This is a genomic window from Chitinophaga costaii (genome assembly GCF_900094705.1).
In the GTDB taxonomy this organism is placed as follows: domain Bacteria; phylum Bacteroidota; class Bacteroidia; order Chitinophagales; family Chitinophagaceae; genus Chitinophaga; species Chitinophaga costaii.
This window is the reverse complement of the sequence record NZ_FMAR01000013.1, coordinates 1-18,203: the sequence shown is the minus strand read 5'-3', so window position 1 is coordinate 18,203 and position 18,203 is coordinate 1. Positions and strand designations below refer to the sequence as shown.

Annotated in this window: 12 protein-coding genes and 1 tRNA gene; 9 read left to right on the top strand and 4 right to left on the bottom strand. The window is 47.3% G+C overall.

From position 1 onward, the window contains the following. Nucleotides 1-63: 63 nt before the first annotated feature. Both GA0116948_RS16015 and GA0116948_RS16010 read left to right on the top strand, forming a co-directional pair. Entirely contained in the window at nucleotides 64-2,232 is a 2,169-nt protein-coding gene (locus tag GA0116948_RS16015; RefSeq protein WP_249260576.1) for a heavy metal translocating P-type ATPase, read from the top strand. Nucleotides 2,233-2,307: 75 nt separating this feature from the next. Then, nucleotides 2,308-2,517 carry a heavy-metal-associated domain-containing protein gene (locus GA0116948_RS16010; RefSeq protein ID WP_089714052.1) on the top strand — a complete coding sequence of 70 codons (210 nt, stop codon included), beginning with the start codon at nucleotides 2,308-2,310 and terminating at the stop codon, nucleotides 2,515-2,517. A gap of 102 nt (nucleotides 2,518-2,619) precedes the next feature. Here GA0116948_RS16010 and GA0116948_RS16005 read toward each other — a convergent pair whose 3' ends face one another. After that, a complete protein-coding gene (locus GA0116948_RS16005) occupies nucleotides 2,620-3,231 on the bottom strand; it encodes a hypothetical protein (RefSeq protein WP_089714050.1) in 612 nt (203 codons plus the stop codon). Between the two features lie 121 nt (nucleotides 3,232-3,352). Between GA0116948_RS16005 and GA0116948_RS16000 the strand changes: the two genes are divergently transcribed. Beyond that, the gene (locus GA0116948_RS16000; protein WP_089714049.1) at nucleotides 3,353-6,721 is read left to right on the top strand and encodes a DEAD/DEAH box helicase; all 3,369 of its coding nucleotides are present in this window, start codon (nucleotides 3,353-3,355) and stop codon (nucleotides 6,719-6,721) included. A gap of 150 nt (nucleotides 6,722-6,871) precedes the next feature. Continuing rightward, a tRNA-Pro gene (locus GA0116948_RS15995) sits at nucleotides 6,872-6,945 on the top strand. 74 nt (nucleotides 6,946-7,019) lie between these two features. Here GA0116948_RS15995 and GA0116948_RS15990 read toward each other — a convergent pair. From GA0116948_RS15990 to GA0116948_RS21730, 3 genes are all read right to left on the bottom strand, one after another. After that, nucleotides 7,020-7,346 carry a hypothetical protein gene (locus GA0116948_RS15990; protein ID WP_089714047.1) on the bottom strand — a complete coding sequence of 109 codons (327 nt, stop codon included), beginning with the start codon at nucleotides 7,344-7,346 and terminating at the stop codon, nucleotides 7,020-7,022. Between the two features lie 442 nt (nucleotides 7,347-7,788). Beyond that, on the bottom strand, nucleotides 7,789-8,538 hold the full coding sequence (locus tag GA0116948_RS15985; RefSeq protein WP_089714045.1) for a glucose 1-dehydrogenase: 750 nt from the start codon (nucleotides 8,536-8,538) through the stop codon (nucleotides 7,789-7,791). Nucleotides 8,539-8,792: 254 nt separating this feature from the next. Then, complete coding sequence (locus GA0116948_RS21730; RefSeq protein ID WP_108675058.1) at nucleotides 8,793-8,954, bottom strand: aldehyde dehydrogenase family protein; 162 nt, start codon at nucleotides 8,952-8,954, stop codon at nucleotides 8,793-8,795. Nucleotides 8,955-9,557: 603 nt separating this feature from the next. Between GA0116948_RS21730 and GA0116948_RS15975 the strand changes: the two genes are divergently transcribed. The 5 genes from GA0116948_RS15975 (at nucleotide 9,558) to GA0116948_RS15955 (ending at nucleotide 17,772) form a co-directional block, all read left to right on the top strand. Beyond that, entirely contained in the window at nucleotides 9,558-10,154 is a 597-nt protein-coding gene (locus GA0116948_RS15975) for an RNA polymerase sigma factor (RefSeq protein WP_089714044.1), read from the top strand. 171 nt (nucleotides 10,155-10,325) lie between these two features. Next, nucleotides 10,326-11,270 carry a FecR family protein gene (locus GA0116948_RS15970; protein WP_089714042.1) on the top strand — a complete coding sequence of 315 codons (945 nt, stop codon included), beginning with the start codon at nucleotides 10,326-10,328 and terminating at the stop codon, nucleotides 11,268-11,270. 97 nt (nucleotides 11,271-11,367) lie between these two features. Next, nucleotides 11,368-14,745 carry a SusC/RagA family TonB-linked outer membrane protein gene (locus GA0116948_RS15965; protein WP_240619247.1) on the top strand — a complete coding sequence of 1,126 codons (3,378 nt, stop codon included), beginning with the start codon at nucleotides 11,368-11,370 and terminating at the stop codon, nucleotides 14,743-14,745. A 17-nt stretch (nucleotides 14,746-14,762) separates the two neighbouring features. Next, complete coding sequence (locus GA0116948_RS15960; protein ID WP_089714038.1) at nucleotides 14,763-16,571, top strand: RagB/SusD family nutrient uptake outer membrane protein; 1,809 nt, start codon at nucleotides 14,763-14,765, stop codon at nucleotides 16,569-16,571. A 79-nt stretch (nucleotides 16,572-16,650) separates the two neighbouring features. Beyond that, nucleotides 16,651-17,772 carry a glycoside hydrolase family 76 protein gene (locus GA0116948_RS15955; protein WP_240619248.1) on the top strand — a complete coding sequence of 374 codons (1,122 nt, stop codon included), beginning with the start codon at nucleotides 16,651-16,653 and terminating at the stop codon, nucleotides 17,770-17,772. Nucleotides 17,773-18,203: the final 431 nt, after the last annotated feature.

Genomic DNA, 18,203 nt, shown 5'->3' with positions numbered 1-18,203 from the left:
TTAAGTGAATAGATTATGACCAATACGACGCCTGCCATCATAAAAAATTTCCCTGTACTGAATATGAATTGTGCAGCCTGCGCAGTGAGTACAGAAAGCACCTTACAATATTTACCCGGTGTTATCAGCGCCACTGTAAACTATGCCAATGCCAGCGCCCGGGTAGCATATGATCCATCCCAAACCAATCCCATTCTGTTTAAAAAGGCGCTACAAAATATTGGTTACGACCTGCTCATCCAGGACAATGCGGATCAGGCTTTTGAAGAGCACCAACAGGAACACTTGAATGCCTTAAAACGCAAAACCATGGCAGCCTTGCTGCTGGCTATTCCCTTGGTGATCATCGGCATGTTCTTTATGCATATACCATATGCCAACTATATCATGTGGGCAATGGCTACTCCTTTCCTCTTTTACTTTGGCCAGTCTTTTTACGCAAACGCCTGGAAGCAGCTCCGTCACCGGAAAGCCAATATGGATACATTGGTGGCCATGAGTACCAGCGTGGCTTACATTTTCAGCGTGTATAACACTTTATGGCCCGGGTACTGGCATGCACAGGGTATTCATGCACCCGTATACTTTGAAGCTGCCGCTGTAGTAATTGCATTTATCCTGCTGGGCAGGTGGCTGGAAGAAAAAGCAAAAAGCGGCACTGCCAGCGCCATTAAAAAGTTAATGGGCTTACAACCTAAAACGGTATTGATGCTCCAGGGTAATGGTACTTTATTAGAAATACCCGTGAACGATGTGCAACCCGGAAACGTACTGCTGGCAAGGGCCGGGGAGCGCATTGCTGTAGATGGACGCGTAACAGAGGGACATAGTTTCGTAGTGGAAAGTATGATCAGTGGCGAGCCGTTGCCCGTGGAAAAAAACCGTGGGGACCTGGTGTATGCCGGCACCATTAATCAGCAAGGCAATTTTCATTTTATGGCAGAAAAAACCGGCGCCGATACGGTGCTCGCGCACATTATTGAAATGGTACAGGCAGCACAAGGCAGTAAAGCGCCGGTGCAAAATCGCGTGGATAAGATAGCAGGTATTTTTGTACCGGTGGTAATAGGCATTGCCCTACTTACCCTCCTGGTATGGACAGTAGCAGGGGGCCCCCAAAGCATGGCCCATGGCTTAGTGGGGCTGGTTACCGTTTTGATTATTGCCTGCCCCTGCGCCCTGGGACTGGCCACGCCTACTGCCATCATGATGGGAGTAGGAAAAGGTGCAGAACAGGGCATACTTATTAAAGACGCAGAAAGCCTGGAATTGGCCCAGCAAGTAGATACGGTAGTGTTGGATAAAACCGGCACGCTCACCGAAGGCAAGCCGAAGGTAACGGGGGTACAATGGTATCAGCCGGATGATGCTTACAAACAGGTGCTGGCCGCGATAGAACAGCAATCCACCCACCCGCTGGCAGCCGCCGTGGCAGCCTGCTTTCCTGCACAGCTACCCGTTGGGGTGAGCAACATAGAAAATATTCCCGGCGCGGGGGTAAAAGCCACCTCTGCAGGGGCGGATTACTTCGTAGGTAATCTTCGCTTGCTGGAAATGCATCATATCGTGATAGATCCCGCACTGGCCACCATAGCCCAAAATTGGCAAATGGAAGCAAAAACGGTCGTATACTTTGCCAATGCCTCACAAACGCTGGCGGTGATTGCCCTGGAAGACCAGTTAAAATCCAGCTCCGTACGTGCCGTACGTGCCCTGCAGGATGCAGCTATTACTGTATATATGCTTACCGGCGATCAGCCCGCCACGGCTGCCGCCATTGCGCAACAAGCCGGCATCCAACATTATGAAGCCGGCGTGCTACCTGGCCGCAAAGCCGCATTTGTAGCCGAACTACAGGCCCAAGGCCATATCGTAGCCATGGCCGGAGATGGCATTAACGATGCCCAGGCGCTGGCACAGGCAGACGTAAGCATTGCCATGGGCCACGGCAGCGAAATTGCCATGGATGTGGCCCGCATCACCCTTGTATCGTCTGATCTGGAACAAATACCCAAGGCTATCCGCTTATCAAAACTAACGGTAATGACTATACGTCAAAACCTGGGATGGGCGTTTATTTATAACCTTATCGGCATTCCCCTGGCTGCCGGCATTTTATTCCCGGTAAATGGTTTCCTGCTCAATCCCATGATAGCTGGTGCCGCCATGGCGCTAAGTTCTGTGAGTGTGGTGGCCAATAGCCTGCGGCTGCAATGGAAAACCCTCCGTTAAAAATTATGCAAATATTTCCGAAAATACGGTAACTGGCCAGCTCCAGTAAAACAGACCTTTGTAAAAAGTAATCATATGAGCACGATACAATTTAAAACGAACATTAATTGCAGCGGTTGCGTGGCTAAGGCTACACCGGCACTGAACCAGGTAGCCGGGGTGCATAATTGGCAGGTAGATACCGCCAACCCACAGAAAATATTAACAGTAAACACCAGTACTTCCGCCCAAGCCATTATAGCAGCGCTGCAAGCAATAGGATTTAAAGCCAGCATACAAGAATAAAATATGCAAGCTGTACACTTCCTTGATCTGTGGTGCAAAGAACCAAACAAAAAGCCCTGGACGTTTGTAGTGCCAGGGCTTCGTTTTTAAGAAACCAAACCTTTATTTTACCAGCTTGGTAATCACTTTTGCACTTTCATTTGTCGACACTGTGATGCCGCTTTCCGTAGTGGAATTTTGTATAGCTATGGTGCTAGTAAGTACCAATGTATCGCCACTCCAGGAAAATTTTCCGCCTGTAGTTGTGGGAACGGTGCTTCCCAGTCCGGTAGTAGAAACCGCTACCAGCGCAGCGTCGGTATACAACGAGTCGCCTATAACCTTATAGGTACCACTATTGCTGCTGGGTGGCACCGTATAATTATAAGGTACCGATAAAGTATCTGGTTCAGGATCCAATGATATAGAAAGTATGTTGTAGAGCATATCATAGCCCACATTGTTGCTCGTAAATTTTCCCTGCTCCATAGTAATAGTACCTGCATTGTTGGAGGTAACGAAATCGGCCAGCGTAATAGAGGTCTGCGTTTGGCCATCGATGGTTTCAGTGATGGTGGCGCGGGTAGAGCCAGTCATGTAGGCAAACTTCCAGGTGCCTTCCAAGCGCGCGGCGCTGGCATCTGTACCGGAAGCACTTTCTTCCTTTTTACAAGCAGCGAGGGTACTGAAACCTATTGCTAAAAGGCAAAAACATAAAGCTTTGGAGATTGTCATATGGGGTATTAATTTAAAAATGGGTTTATAAGGTTGCAGTAAATATAAATTAAAATTTTATAATATATTGAAAGTTTTTTAAAATAAGACCTTTTGGAAATTCCCTACTTTCGTTTATGCTATGAACGATTTATTTGATGAGTCAACCGCCTTTATTTTCGCGCCATTCGATCCGGCTTTGCTGGACATGGCCTTCATAGCCCAACATGTACAGGCCGGCATTTCACCGGAGGAATGGGCGCACAGCGATCTGGTGGCGGAAAGCATCAAAATGGGAGCAGCCGTTTTTAAAACAATGTCTGACATTGTTACTTACCCGGAAATTAGATTGCAGGAAAGTGGCGGCAAGTTGGCCCTGTATTGCCCCTGCCCTGCTGCCCTGCCCAACGCACTTTGCGCGCACCAGGCCCACGCCCTATACACCCTGGCATACCGGGACGAGCTGCGGCTATTTTTTGATCCCGTGGTGCGCCAGCGCCTATTGCGGCCTTATGCCGCCCCATATGGCATGCAGGACGAACCCTTACTGGACCAACATTTTGACGTACAATATGAAAAACAAAAGCTGCAGGTAACACCCCATAATGCCGGGCTTTTTGCAGTGACACCAGAAATCACGCACGATTTGAAGGCTTTACTGCTGCCAGATCCTGGCACCTTGCTACCACCCACATTACAAGCCTCTCCGGGCAAACAAACCTTCGTTGTATTACGCCAGCATAAATATTATAAACAAATCTGTACAGAACTCTACAGTGCAGCCACCACCGGGACCGGCAAGTTGAAAAATCCTTTGCAGCTACAAGCCGCACTGCCCCTGGCCTGGGAAACGCAGCAAGCGGAGGAATTGAAATTCTACACGGGCATCGCTAAATTTCAAAACAATATTTCGGTTCAAAGCAGCGCCGCCGACCTCGAAGGCTTAAAGGCCGTAGTCCGCAACCCGCTGGGGTTAAGGTTTTATGCGCATAATGCGCGTATATCCGAAAACGTAGTGGCCAATGCACTGGAACCCGTTACATTCGGCACATTCTTGAAAGAATTGCGTATTGAAGTAAAATGGCAGGAACCCTTTTACCACATCAGCGCCCAGGTGCTGATCGATGGCCTGGTTTATCCGTTACGCAATACCAAACTGCGTTTCGATTATTTCATACAATTAGAAAATACACTTCACCTGGTAGGACACTACCCTTTCCTGAAGGTGATCGACTTTTTTAAAAAGCACCAATACCAGCTTACCATCCATGCTTCAAAGTTTGTACTGTTTCAGCAGGAAGTATTGTCGAAATTGGAAGACTTTGTAACCGTGCTATACCCCGAAACAGCCGCTATTACAGCAGCACCGCCTCCCCCTATGCCCATGCCGGAGCGCATCCTCTTCCTCTCGGACCTGGATAACTACATCATGATAACTCCCGTAATGAAGTACGGACCAGTGGAAGTACCCATCCGCACCAAACGCACTTTATACATGCCAGATGAAAACGGGCAGGCTACCATCGTGTACCGCAATGCTGCGGCAGAAACAGATTTCACTGCGCTGCTCCTGCTACAGCACAACGATTTTGCCGAACAACTGGAAAATGATCTGTCTTACTTTTATGTAACCAGGCTGGAATTCCTGGAAAACGACTGGTTTTTGCAAGCCTTCGAAAACTGGAAAGATGCCGGTATTACCGTACTTGGATTTAACCAGTTAAAAAATATTAAACTCAATCCCAATAAAGCCGCAATAGCTATCACAGTAACCAGTGGTATCAACTGGTTTAATACAGACATCAACGTTAGCTTTGCCCGCAAAAAAGCTTCGCTGCCACAGCTGCTCAAGGCGGTGCGTAACAAAAGCCGTTTTGTGCAACTGGACGATGGCACACAGGGCATCTTACCCGAAGAATGGATAGCCCGCTTTGCCCGGTATTTCGACGCCGGCACCGTCATCGACGAACACCTGCTGACTCCTAAAGTCAATTTCTCCGCCATATCCGATCTATATGACGCCGCCAACCTGGACGAAAATGTGCAGTCGGAACTGGATAAGTATAGACAATACCTCAGCGACCCCGCCCGTATTACCGAAGTACCCATACCAGCCGCCTTACAGGGTACCCTGCGCGAATACCAGCGGCAGGGCCTGAACTGGCTGAATTTTCTCGACGATCTGAATTTCGGCGGCTGCCTGGCGGACGATATGGGATTGGGTAAATCCCTTCAAATAATTGCCTTCATACTTTCGCAGCGCGAAAAGGTATCCCAGCAAACCAACTTGCTGGTGGTGCCTACTTCCCTGGTGTTTAACTGGGAAGCCGAACTTCATAAATTTGCGCCGTCTATCAAAGTACTCACCCTGTACGGTACAGCAAGGGTGCGGAAGGAACAGGATTTCAGCCCTTATGAGGTGGTCATTACCACTTATGGTACCTTGCTGTCGGACATCACCTATTTGCGGAAATATGTTTTCAACTACATTTTCCTGGATGAATCACAGCTCATAAAAAATCCTACCTCCCAACGGTACAAAGCCGTAAGATTGTTGCAGGCCCGCAACCGCATAGTGATTACCGGTACGCCAGTGGAGAACAATACCTTTGACCTCTATGGGCAATTGTCTTTTGCCTGCCCTGGTCTACTAGGTAGTAAGCAATTCTTTAAAGACGTATATGCGTTTCCGATAGACAAGTTTAAAGACAGCGAACATGCCGCTATCCTGCAACGAAAAATACAACCCTTCATCCTGCGCAGAACAAAGGAGCAGGTAGCCGCAGAACTACCGCAGAAAACGGAAATGGTACTGCACTGCCCCATGGGCGATGAGCAATGGAAGGTATACCAGCAGTACGAACAGCTATTCCGGGATTACCTGGAAGGGGTAAAAACAGAAGACCTCGCGCAAAACACGCTGCATGTCTTGAGTAACCTCACCAAACTGCGGCTGATCTGTAATTCACCAATTTTATTAAAGGAAGAAAAACTATTTGGCGACGGGGCTGCCAAGATAGAAATGCTGATGAAACAAATCGAGCATAAATCGGCGAACCACAAAATACTGGTGTTCTCACAGTTTGTAGGCATGCTGGAACTCATACGCGCCGCCCTGGAAAAACGTGGTATTCCCTTTGAAAAATTAACCGGCAGCACCCGACATCGGGAACGGGCCGTACAGGAATTTCAGGAAAATACAGCCGTGCGCGTGTTCCTGGTGAGCCTTAAAGCAGGAGGCCTGGGCCTGAACCTTACTGCAGCAGATTATGTGTATATCGTGGACCCATGGTGGAATCCAGCCGTGGAAAACCAGGCCATTGACCGGGTGTACCGCATCGGCCAGCAAAAAAATGTAGTAGCCGTACGGCTAATCTGCCCCGGCACCATTGAAGAAAAATTATTGCGTTTGCAGGAAAGTAAGCGTTCACTGGCCAATACCCTGATTAAATCCGATAGTGATATATTTAATACCCTGAGCAAAGCCGACTTGTTGTCGCTTGTAAGCTAAGACTTTTGTTTCGCCACTTTTACCGGCAGGCAATTGCATTGTATAAAATTGCACTGGTATTATGTTACAGCACATTAAGCTCCTTCAAAACGAAATTTTTATGTTTGCAATTGTTAAAAATCTCTATATTGCAGCCCTGTTTTTCTCCCTCGGGATGTAGCGCAGCCCGGTAGCGCGCGTCGTTCGGGACGACGAGGTCGCAGGTTCGAATCCTGTCATCCCGACTTGAAAGGGGAAGGTAGCAAATGTGCCACCTTCCCCTTTTTCATTTTCGCCTGAAACGCACGTCTGGTATGTACTATTTCTCTCCTAATTTATCCAGGTGCTTTTGTATCTCCTTTAAGTTTACTTCCAGATCATTTTTCTCATCGGTAATATTCTTTGCCCGTTCGTCGTAAATGGTCTTAATATTTTTGTGTAAGGGAACATCGCAATAATACGGGTTAGAAAATATCATACTTAGTTTTTGTTTGTAGATGATGACCTTTAATGCCCTGAGCCGTTCTGATATCTCCTCGTTCTTTCTCCCTTCCAATTTCCAATGGAAGGCATTGCTTAAATGCTCACCAATTTTATGGATGACTATTTTACGCTCTCCGTTTTTAATCACCGATTCATAACCCATTGGAGATTTGAGGCCGGCATTTTTTCAAAGCCGCCTTTCTGTAGCTGGGCAAGGAAATTATTCATTTCCTTACCTGTTTTGATTGTTTCAGAAAATCGTCTGAAATAATGTTTTCTGGTCACATTTTGCTGTGTATGTGTAAAATAAAAAAATCGAGGCGGAACCTCGATTTTTTTATTTTACACAGTTTTTGAAATTGTGCCGGAATTTATAAAAAATACCTGTAAGGCAGGGCGAAAGACACACAATGCATTATTTGACTTTTTCAACTTAATGCTAAAGGTGTACTCCCCCTGATTTTGTGACAATCAATTTTTAAACGGCAACCCTTATTGACAAAGGGATCCCGCTGTTTCTTACATGATTTTAGTCGGACAATAATGAATCATTTTCAATTATTTTAAAAAAAATGATATAGCTTTTTATTAACTCCATCCTGTTTTTAAACGGCAGTCCAGCCACCGTCAACAGGTAATGCTACCCCCGTAATGTAGGAGGCATCATCCGAACAAAGGAATACTGCTGCTTTAGCAAGTTCTTCCGGTTCACCCAAGCGGCCCATTACTTGTGCATTTTCAATACTATGTCTCGTCTCTTCACTTTCAAGCGATTTTTGAAGCATGGGAGTTTTAATAGCACCCGGACAAACCGCATTTACACGAATACCTTTACGTGCATAATCAACAGCAGCGGCTTTTGTTAGTCCTATAACTCCATGTTTTGATGAAGCATAAGAAGATAGCTGAGCAAGGGCAACAAGTCCTGCTGTGGAAGAAGTATTTACTATTGCACCCTTTCCTTGCTTGAGCATTTGAATAGCTTCGTATTTTATACAATGCCATACACCTATTAAATTCACATTAATTACCTTATTAAATTCCTCATCTGATAATTCATGCACGTCTTTACCTGTAAGTTCCATACCGGCATTATTAAATGCACAATCTAAACTTCCGTATTTTTTTACAGCAATATTTACAGCATTTTCTACATCACTAGGATTGGTAACATCCGTTTTTACAAAAGTAGCCTCTCCACCTATAGCTTTAATTTCATCAATTGTACTTGTTCCGTCGGCGATATCACATACAATTACTTTTGCACCTCTTCGGGCAAATTCAATTGCGGCTGCTTTTCCTATACCGGATGCAGCACCCGTAACCAGTGCAACTTTTTTTTCAAAATTTGACATAAAATTTCGTTTTTATATTTATTTAATAAAGAACATTTATTTTTGGGCATATTGCCTGTTCAAAAAAATGCACAGTATGGGCATTTACTTTATTTCTTGATTTGGCAATAATTATAGCAGGATTTTAAGCAAAAATCATTCCATCTACCATCCAGTTAAATTTAACATTCTTCTCAAACATCAGATCCCAGAAAGTTTTATCGCTTTACGTCCCATACCCATAAAGCTTGATTGCTTGCAAACCGCAATTTTAATTACTGAAGCGAAGTGTTCTCAGCAGGTTTTAAAACTTCCGTATTGCCGCAGGCCAATGCCGGCGCAATTTTCCAAATAACCATATTAAAAGGCGCATCCCAAGGAGTAATTTGTACGCATCTAGTCGTGTGGGTTAATTCCTGACCAAGTTGGTGCTTCAAATGTTTTTTTAGAAGTTATCATACACCAAGACAATTCAAATGAAAAACGACACAAATCAAACAATGATTTAAATAAATAGGTAAAGCTTTTTTTATAATAAAGTGTAAAAAAGTAATAACATAGAGATGTTGTGCGCAGGCAAACCGGTATAAAGCGTTAACTACTCAACAGTTTCTATCAACTGCTAACTTACATCGGGGGAGATGGTATATTCCATATCTTTTATGGCTCCGTATGCTGAGTTTTAAAGCAAACGAGATATGGCCGGCTTTATGAACACCAGTAATAATTGAACATTTAGGAATAACCTGTCTTCAGGGATCGAATCTAGGCAGGGGTTCCTTCCCTGTTGAGTGGAAATATAGGGGCAGCAAACAGCACAGACAATGCTTATTATCAATTAGGCTAATTTTTTATTACCTGCTCTCCTCTATTTAATACGCCTTTCGGATCAGTCACAAACCTACTAGCAAAAACGAGCTTTTCCCCTGAGAAAGACCCTTAAGACCTGCCCTCGCCCCTACAAAAAAAAACTTCAAATTCTCCGGGTTTTAGTATTTTTCGCCCCTGCAAAGAAGAATCACTCCATTTTCTAATACCACATGTACGAAAATCTGCTCAGTGACGCCGAATTATTGAAGGCTGTGCAGGCGGACGATAAGGCCGCTTTTCAACTGCTGTACGAGCGTTACTGGAAAGCTCTTTATACCAAGGCCTGCCAGCGGGTGGATACCGAGGAGGCTAAGGATCTGGTGCAGGATGTTATGATCACGTTATGGCGCCGCCGCCGCGAAATCACCGTACCGGCAGACGGCGACCTGGCGCGTTATTTATATACTGCTATCAAGTACAGGGTCATCAGCCACTTTGCCTTTCACGCCAGCGAAATAAAAAAGGCCGCTTTCTTCGACCTGCTCGAAACACCAGCTGCCAGCCAGTTTGCCGAAACCAAGGAACTGGAAGCCCGCATTGAATATGCCGTAAGCCAATTGCCATCTCGTATGCAGCAGGTATTCCGCATGAGCCGCGAAGATGATATTGCTATTAAAGACATCGCCCTGCAACTGGCCGTGTCTGAGCAAACCGTTAAAAACCAACTCACCGAAGCACTCAAGCGCCTGCGTACGGCTTTATCGCCACAGACGCCTGGTGAGTGGGGGCTTATATTGTTCTATTTGTTTTGCCATATCCACTTCTGATCATTCATACTTGCCATAATACCAGTCTTCCGCCCCATGCCTACAGTTAGAAAAATTTATAAAAAAAACTCAAACACGACTAGTACCAATTGTCCACTTCTTATATAAGTCTATAAGCAGGGTACATTTTGCCTGCCAATTGGTAGCGCCACTCAATTTAAAAACCACGTTTTGGAAATAAAAAAAATCCGGCAATTACTGCAACAATACCTGCTGGGCCAATCCGGCAGCGCAGCAAACAATGCCGTAGAACAATGGTATAATGCCTTCGACGCTGAAACACCCCTCCACCTCCCGCCCGAAGAAGAACAGCGGCTAGGACAAGAAATGTGGCGCAACATTCAGCCCACATTGGCACCCACTAAATCCGTTTATATAAAGCGGCCGTGGGTACGCATTGCGGCAGGCCTGCTGCTGTTTACCGGCATTGGCGGCGGTAGCTGGTTGTACTGGCAGCAAATGCACTGCCATAATTGTATCGTGTTCCGCGAAATACAAACGCACAATGGTGAACAACGCAAACTGCAATTGCCCGACAGTACCTGGCTGACGATCAATGCCGGTTCCAACGTTCGCATTGCAAGCGACTTTGCCGAGAACCGGCGCGTGCAGGTGATAGACGGGGAAGTGTTTTTCGACGTACGTCGGCAAACCAGCAAGCCATTCATCGTAGAAAGCGGTCCGCTGAAAACCACCGTAATGGGCACTTCCTTCAATGTGTCGGCCTATGCGAAACTGCACCTGTTAAGCATTGGCGTAGCCAGCGGCAAAGTAAGAATCGATTCCAAAACCAGTAACAACGTTTTGGAAGAAGGCCTGGCCCTCCATTACAACCGTATCGACGCTACCAGCCGCATTACCACGCTGGATGCGGAATCGCTCAGCTGGCAGCAAGGCAAACTGGTACTCAACGATGCCTCCTTCGATGAAATGGTGGTGCTGATGGAAAAGAATTTCGGGCTTCGCATCACGGCTACATCGCCTGCGGTGAAAGCCACCCGCTATACCACGGAACTAGATACCCATATGGACCCCGCGCAGGCCGCGGAAGTACTGGCAGCCATTCACCATCTCAAAATCAGTGGCATCAGGGACCAGGTGCTGCTACACGAATAAAACAATACCTCTTTTACACAAAAGCTGATCGAAAACTGTAACATCTTAATATTCCATGTACCGGCTACCACGCCCAAAAAATTTCAATTTACCACGTATGAAAAGAAAACCTACCCTCTATGTCCGGCTGGCATTTGCTGTCGTATTCTTTGTACTCATCCTGCCTGCCTATGCGGGCCGGGGACAGTTGCTCAAAGACACCAAAGTAACCGTTACCATTAAACCCGGCACCCTCGAAATGGCGGTAAAAACGCTGCAACAAACCACGCGCATCCCGTTTGCTTATGACAAACAATTACTGCGTTCTTACGCCGTAGGAAAATGTGCTTTTAACAATGAAGCACTCGAAGCCGTACTCACCCGCTTATTACGCAACACAGCACTGGAATGCAACGAGGTAAATCATATCCTCGTGATCAGCAAACAAACTGTGCCACCCGCAACCGCCACCAGCGGTCCTAAGCAGGAAATCGTCGTATCCGGAACTGTAACCGACGAAAAGGGAGAAGCTATTCCCGGTGTATCCGTAGCCGTTAGAGGCGTACCTACTATGACATCTACAGATGCCGCTGGTAAATTTAAAATTATCGTCAACTCGCCTGCCGCTGTACTGGCTTTTAGTTATATAGGTTATGAAACTGCCGAAGTAACAGTCGGCGGCCAAACCAACATTACCGTAAAGTTGCAGCGCGGCAGCCAGTCGCTCAGCGAAGTAGCCGTAGTGGGCTTTGCCACGCAACGCAGAATAAGCCTGGTGGGCGCACAATCTTCCGTGCGTCCGGACGAACTGAAACAGCCTGCCACTGATATCACATCGATGCTGGCCGGTCGTATTTCCGGTGTCGTGGGTGTGCAGCGTTCCGGTGAGCCCGGCCGCGGCAGTGCCGATATCTGGATACGGGGTATTTCAACGTTTGGCGCTGGTAACAACTCGCACCCGCTAATCCTCGTGGATGGTGTGGAACGACCCATTAATGCCATTTCGCCAGAAGATATCGAATCGTTTACCGTGCTGAAAGATGCCGCCGGCACCGCCGTGTATGGCGTGCGCGGTGCAAACGGGGTGATTATCGTGAAAACGAAAACCGGCAAAGTAGGTAAGCCGCAGATCTACCTCGACTACCAAGAAGGCCAAAACACCTTTACACGACGGCCTAAAATGCTCGATGGCGTTACGTATATGAACCTCGCCAACGAGGCCCTTACCACCCGCAACCACAACCCGCTATACTCTCAGGATTACATTACCAAAACGCAAACCAAAGCCGATCCCCTGCTCTACCCCGATGTAGACTGGATGAATGCTGTGTTCAACAAACATGGCCATACCCGACTGGCCAACCTGAATGCCAGCGGCGGCGTAGAAAATGCGCAGTACTATGTGTCGCTGAGTTATGCCAACGAAACCGGTTTCCTGAAAACGGACGACCTCCAGAAATATAATTCCTCGCTAGCCTATAACCGTTATAATTTCACCAGTAACCTGAACCTGAAGATTACGAAGACAACGAAACTGGATGTAGGCCTGCAGGGATATTTTTCCAATGGTAACTATCCTGGCATCAACACCGGCGATATTTTCCAGAGTGCTATGGATGTCGCGCCGGTGGCCTATCCCATTATGTATCCCGGTGGTTTCGTACCTGGTCAGAACTCTAATGGTGGCTTCCGCAACCCGTATGCAGACCTTACCCGCAGGGGGTACCGCAACGAGTTTAAAACACAGTTGTTTTCCAACTTACGCGTTACCCAAGATCTCGATGCACTAGTGAAAGGACTTTCGGCTACCGCCATGTTCTCTTTCGACACCTATAACCAGAACTTCATTACCCGTTCACGCCGCGAAGACACTTATTTCCCTGACCAGAACAAACCGTATAATGACGATGGTACGCTGAACCTCATCAAAACATTCAGCGGCGACCAGTACCTGGGTTTCAATCGGGATGATAACGACCGCCAGACCACCCGCCAGTTCTACACCGAGGCGGCATTGAACTACAACCGTACCTTTGGCAAACATACCGTGTCGGGACTGGGCTTGTTTTACTCCAGCGACCGTAGCAATGCACTCGCCAACGATTTCATCACCTCCATCCCGGAGCGCTATCTCGGTTATGCAGGCAAAGGCACCTACGGTTATGACGATCGTTATTTTGTGGAATTCAACTTTGGCTACAACGGTTCTGAATTATTTGCCCCGCAAAACCGTTATGGCTTCTTCCCTGCTGGTGGTATTGGCTGGGTAGTGTCTAACGAAAAATTCTTTAAGTCCTTACAGCCAATCATTAACTTCCTGAAATTCCGTTACTCCAATGGCAACAGTGGTTTGGGCAGTACCGGCGAGCGTTTCCTTTATATTACCAAACTTAATACCGACGCTAACCAAGGTTACACATTCGGCGATAGCAAAAACACCATTGGTGGCATATATATAGATCGTTACGCCACGAATGTAAAATGGTCGATCTCTAACAAACAAGACCTTGGCATGGAATTAAAAACACTCCATGACCAACTGACGTTAAACGTAGACCTCTTCAAGGAACATCGTACCGGCATTTTCCTGCAACGACAATCTAACGTGGCTTTCATGGGATTGCAAAACCAGCAGTATGGTAACTTAGGCATCGTAGACAATAAAGGCCTTGATGCATCATTGGAATACAACACGCGCTTCGGTGAAGTAGGCCTATCGATACGGGGCAACCTTACCTGGAACCAGGACAAACTGATTGAAGACGATACCCCACCACAAAACTACCCCTGGATGAACCATCGCGGCAACAACGTAAATGCGCGTTACGGCTATATCGCTGACGGCCTTTTCACGAGCGATGATGAAATCGAAAAAAGCGCAGTACCGGGCGATAAATCGGCAGTAAAAGCAGGTGACATCAAGTACAAAGACCTAAATGGCGATGGGCTGATCAACAACTACGATGTAACAAAGATAGGCCATGGAGATGTGCCTTCACTAACTTATGGTTTCGGTTTTAACATCGACTATAAAGGCTTCAGCTTTGGTACCTTGTTCGAAGGCGTACAAAATGCCGATGTGTACCTGGGCGGTTCTGCCATCATTCCCTTCAATGGTGGTGGTGGACTAACGAATGCCTACGCCATTGCCACTAACCGCTGGACGGTAGATAATCCAAACCAGCAGGCGTTTTATCCCCGCCTGGCATATGGTGAAGCGGAGAATAAAAACAATACGCAAACCAGTTCCTGGTGGGTAAAAGACATCAGCTTCCTGCGCCTGAAAAATGCGCAACTGGCGTATAACCTACCTTCTTCTTTCCTGAAGCGTACGCGCTTGCGGGCGGCCTCCATTTACCTTCAGGGGATTAACCTGCTAACGTTCAGCGATTTCAAACTGTGGGACCCGGAAATCAATACCCAGGGCGGTAAGGCCAATGGCGCCAGCTACCCTAACGTGCGTACCGTGGCCGCCGGCGTAAACATCAAATTCTAATTTTTAAGCAACACGTTATGAAGAAAATATTTGCTATAGGGCTGTTACTTTTAACCACTATCAGCTGTAAAAAATACCTGGACCAAGTGCCAGACGACCGGCTTACAACCGACCAAACCTTTCACAACTGGCGTAATGCAGAACAGTTTCTCGCCAACGTGTACGAACGCATACCCGATGAATACGGCCAGCGCAACCCCGGCGACGTTACCAACCGTGGCCTCTGGACCGGCGGCAGCGACGAAGCCGATTATTGCTGGGGCTTCGTACAATCGAACGACGTAAACATTGGTAACTGGGATGCCACTTCCGGTTTTGTAAATGATTACTGGACCAATTTTTACAAAGGCATTCGCGCAGCGAGTGTATTTATCCAAAACGCCGACAAGATCTCTGACCTGGATACCGATAGCAAGAAAAAATACAAAGCCGAAGCTCGCGCGCTGCGTGCCATGTATTACTTCTACCTTATGCGCCTCTACGGGCCGGTGGTACTGCTTGGAGAAACGCCCACACCGGTAGATACCTCGCTCCAGATACCGCGCAGCTCATTTGATGAATGCGTACAATATGTAGCCGGCGAGCTACAAGCCGCTGCTGCCGACCTCCCCGATATGAAAACACAGCAAAGCGGTAACACTTCTTCGTTGGGGCACATCACTAAAGACATTGCCCTGGCCTTCCGTGCTAATGCACTGATGTACAATGCCAGTCCTTTATTCAATGGCAACAGCGATCTGGCCACCCTCCAAAACAAAGATGGCAAGCAGCTCATTAACCAGGGTGTAGACGCATCGCGCTGGCAGGTGGCTGCCGAGGCTTACAGAGATTTCCTCACGCAATTCGATGGCAGCACCTATGAACTATATACCGAGAAAAAGAGCGATGGCAGTATTGATCCTTATCTCTCATGCCGCAACGTAATCCTGAAAGACTGGAACAAAGAAGTAATTTTCGAACGCCGCCAGTCTTCCATTGGTCCCCGCCAGTACGAGTTGTGCCCCTACCATGCAGGAGCCCCATCGGGCGATGTGCGCGCCAGTGGCGGTCTCGCAGCTACACAAAATATGGTGGATGCTTTCTTCACCGCCAATGGTCGCAGTATCGACGATCCGCAATCGAACTATGTGGCCACAGGCTACAGCAGCTTTCAGGCCCCTTCAGATGCCGTGGTAAAAACCGTTTACAACCAATGGGTAAACCGCGAGCCGCGATTTTATGTAAATATTACGTACAACAACAGCACCTGGCTGGATAAGGATTTTGGCACCATCAGCACCGAACTGTTTTACTCCGGCAACTCCGGCCTGAAAGCAGGTGGTGGCGACCACTCCACTACCGGTTACATCGTACGCAAAGGCATGGGTCTGGGCAAATGGGACCTCAACGATCGCGGTGTGATCCTGATCCGCCTGGCAGAAATTTACCTGAGCTATGCAGAGTGTGAGAACGAAGCCAATCCAAACAGTGCCGATGCCGTTAAATACCTAAACCGTATTCGCGAACGTGCTGGCATACCGCAATACGGCAGCGCCAGTTTACCCCTTCCAAAATCGCAGGACGAGCTGCGCCAGGCTATCCGTAAGGAACGCCGTGTGGAACTCGCGTTTGAAAACAATCGCTTCTTCGATGTGCGTCGCTGGAAGATCGCCGAGCAAACGGAGAATGGCCCGATATATGGCCTGAACATCAACGCCGACCTGCCGGACTTTTTGAACCGGGTGGCATTTGAAAACCGCGTGTTCAACAAACGTCACTATCTCTTCCCAATTCCATCGAACGACATCAATAACGACAAACAACTGGTCCAGAATCCGGGCTGGTAGCTGCTGGAAGCCGGCAGTTCCACATACTGCCGGCTTTTCATGTGGAAACCCTATTTACCATTACTAGATGAAAAATATTATGCAGAAACTTGCTTTTTTATTGCCATTGCTGGTAAGTGTACACGTAGGTTGCAGCCAGCAAAAAGACGATCCGAAACCATCGCCCACCAACCCCGTAACGCCCGTGAAAGTAGCCTTCACCGACAAAGATGCTACACAGGCTTACAATACCTTCAACACTTATTTTTATAGTCCGAACGATAAGCTTTATTACGCCACTACCGAGAAGAAAGACATTGGTGCCATCTGGACGCAGGCCGTGTACTGGGACCTGGCGCAGGATGCTTATAAGCGTACTAAAGACCCGGCTTACCTGCAACTGGTAAACGATATTTATACCGGTGGTCTCAAAAAATACGATCAATATAACTGGAACAATAAAACCGTATGGTTCATCTACGACGACATGATGTGGTGGATTGTATCGCTAGCGCGCGCACACCAGCTTACGGGCAATGCAACTTACCTCTCGACCGCGCAGGCAGGTTTCCAGCATGTTATCGATGGCTCCTTCGATCCCGGTGATGGTGGCATGTTCTGGGACTTTCAGCATAGTGGTAAAAATTCCTGCATCACCTTCCCTACGGTAATTGCCGCAATGACCTTATACAATATCACCAAAGACCCGGCCTACCTCGACAAGGCTAAAACAATCTTCAACTACGGCCGTAACAACCTGTTCAACAACAGCACCGGCCGCGTGGCAGATAACAATATCAACGGTAGCATAGACTGGACCAACTACACGTACAACTACGGCACCTTCATTGGCGCAGCCACCATGTTGTACCAGCAGTCCCAAGACCAAGGCTACCTTACCGATGCAAAAAAAGCAGCCGACTACACCTGGCATAATGTAAGCGACACGGCCGGCATACTGCCTGCAGAGGGCGACTGGAACGAGCAGGGCGTATTGAAAGCCATTTTCGCACACTACCTCATGAATTTGGTGAACGATGGTGGACAAACGCAATACCTGCCTTGGATCCGCAACAACATCAACACCGCCTGGGGCAACCGTGATCCCAGTCGGGGGCTTACCTATCGCAACTATAACGTGGTGTGTCCATCCGGCAATATCCAATCGTACGAAGCCAGCAGCGCGGTGGAATTTATGCAAGTGTGCCCACCCGCACAATAACCCTTTCATCCATCCAGATAAAAAAGGAGCATCCGTCGTGGATGCTCCTTTCGCATTTTATGGCCAGAACAGCGGCTTGTTGGAATGGAGATATTTCGACATCCATACACCTACAGGCTGAGTCATGCGCCATAAGGATTCGGGAAACCATATGTCGTGTAATAAAGAAGCAAACAAAAAAACTATCAGCGACTAATAGTTTATATTTTTGGGTTACCATTTATCCTTCAAAACGCTTTGCCAGAATCAAAAGCCTGCACCAATTAACTTATTTCCAACCAACAGGAATATAGACCCCTAAAAACACTTATATGTCAAAAATAATTTATATTTTAGCATTATTGTCCGACTAAAATTGGGTAAAAAACAGAGGGATCCCTTTGTCAATAAGGGTTACCGCTTAAAAATCGATTGTCACAAAATCAGGGGGT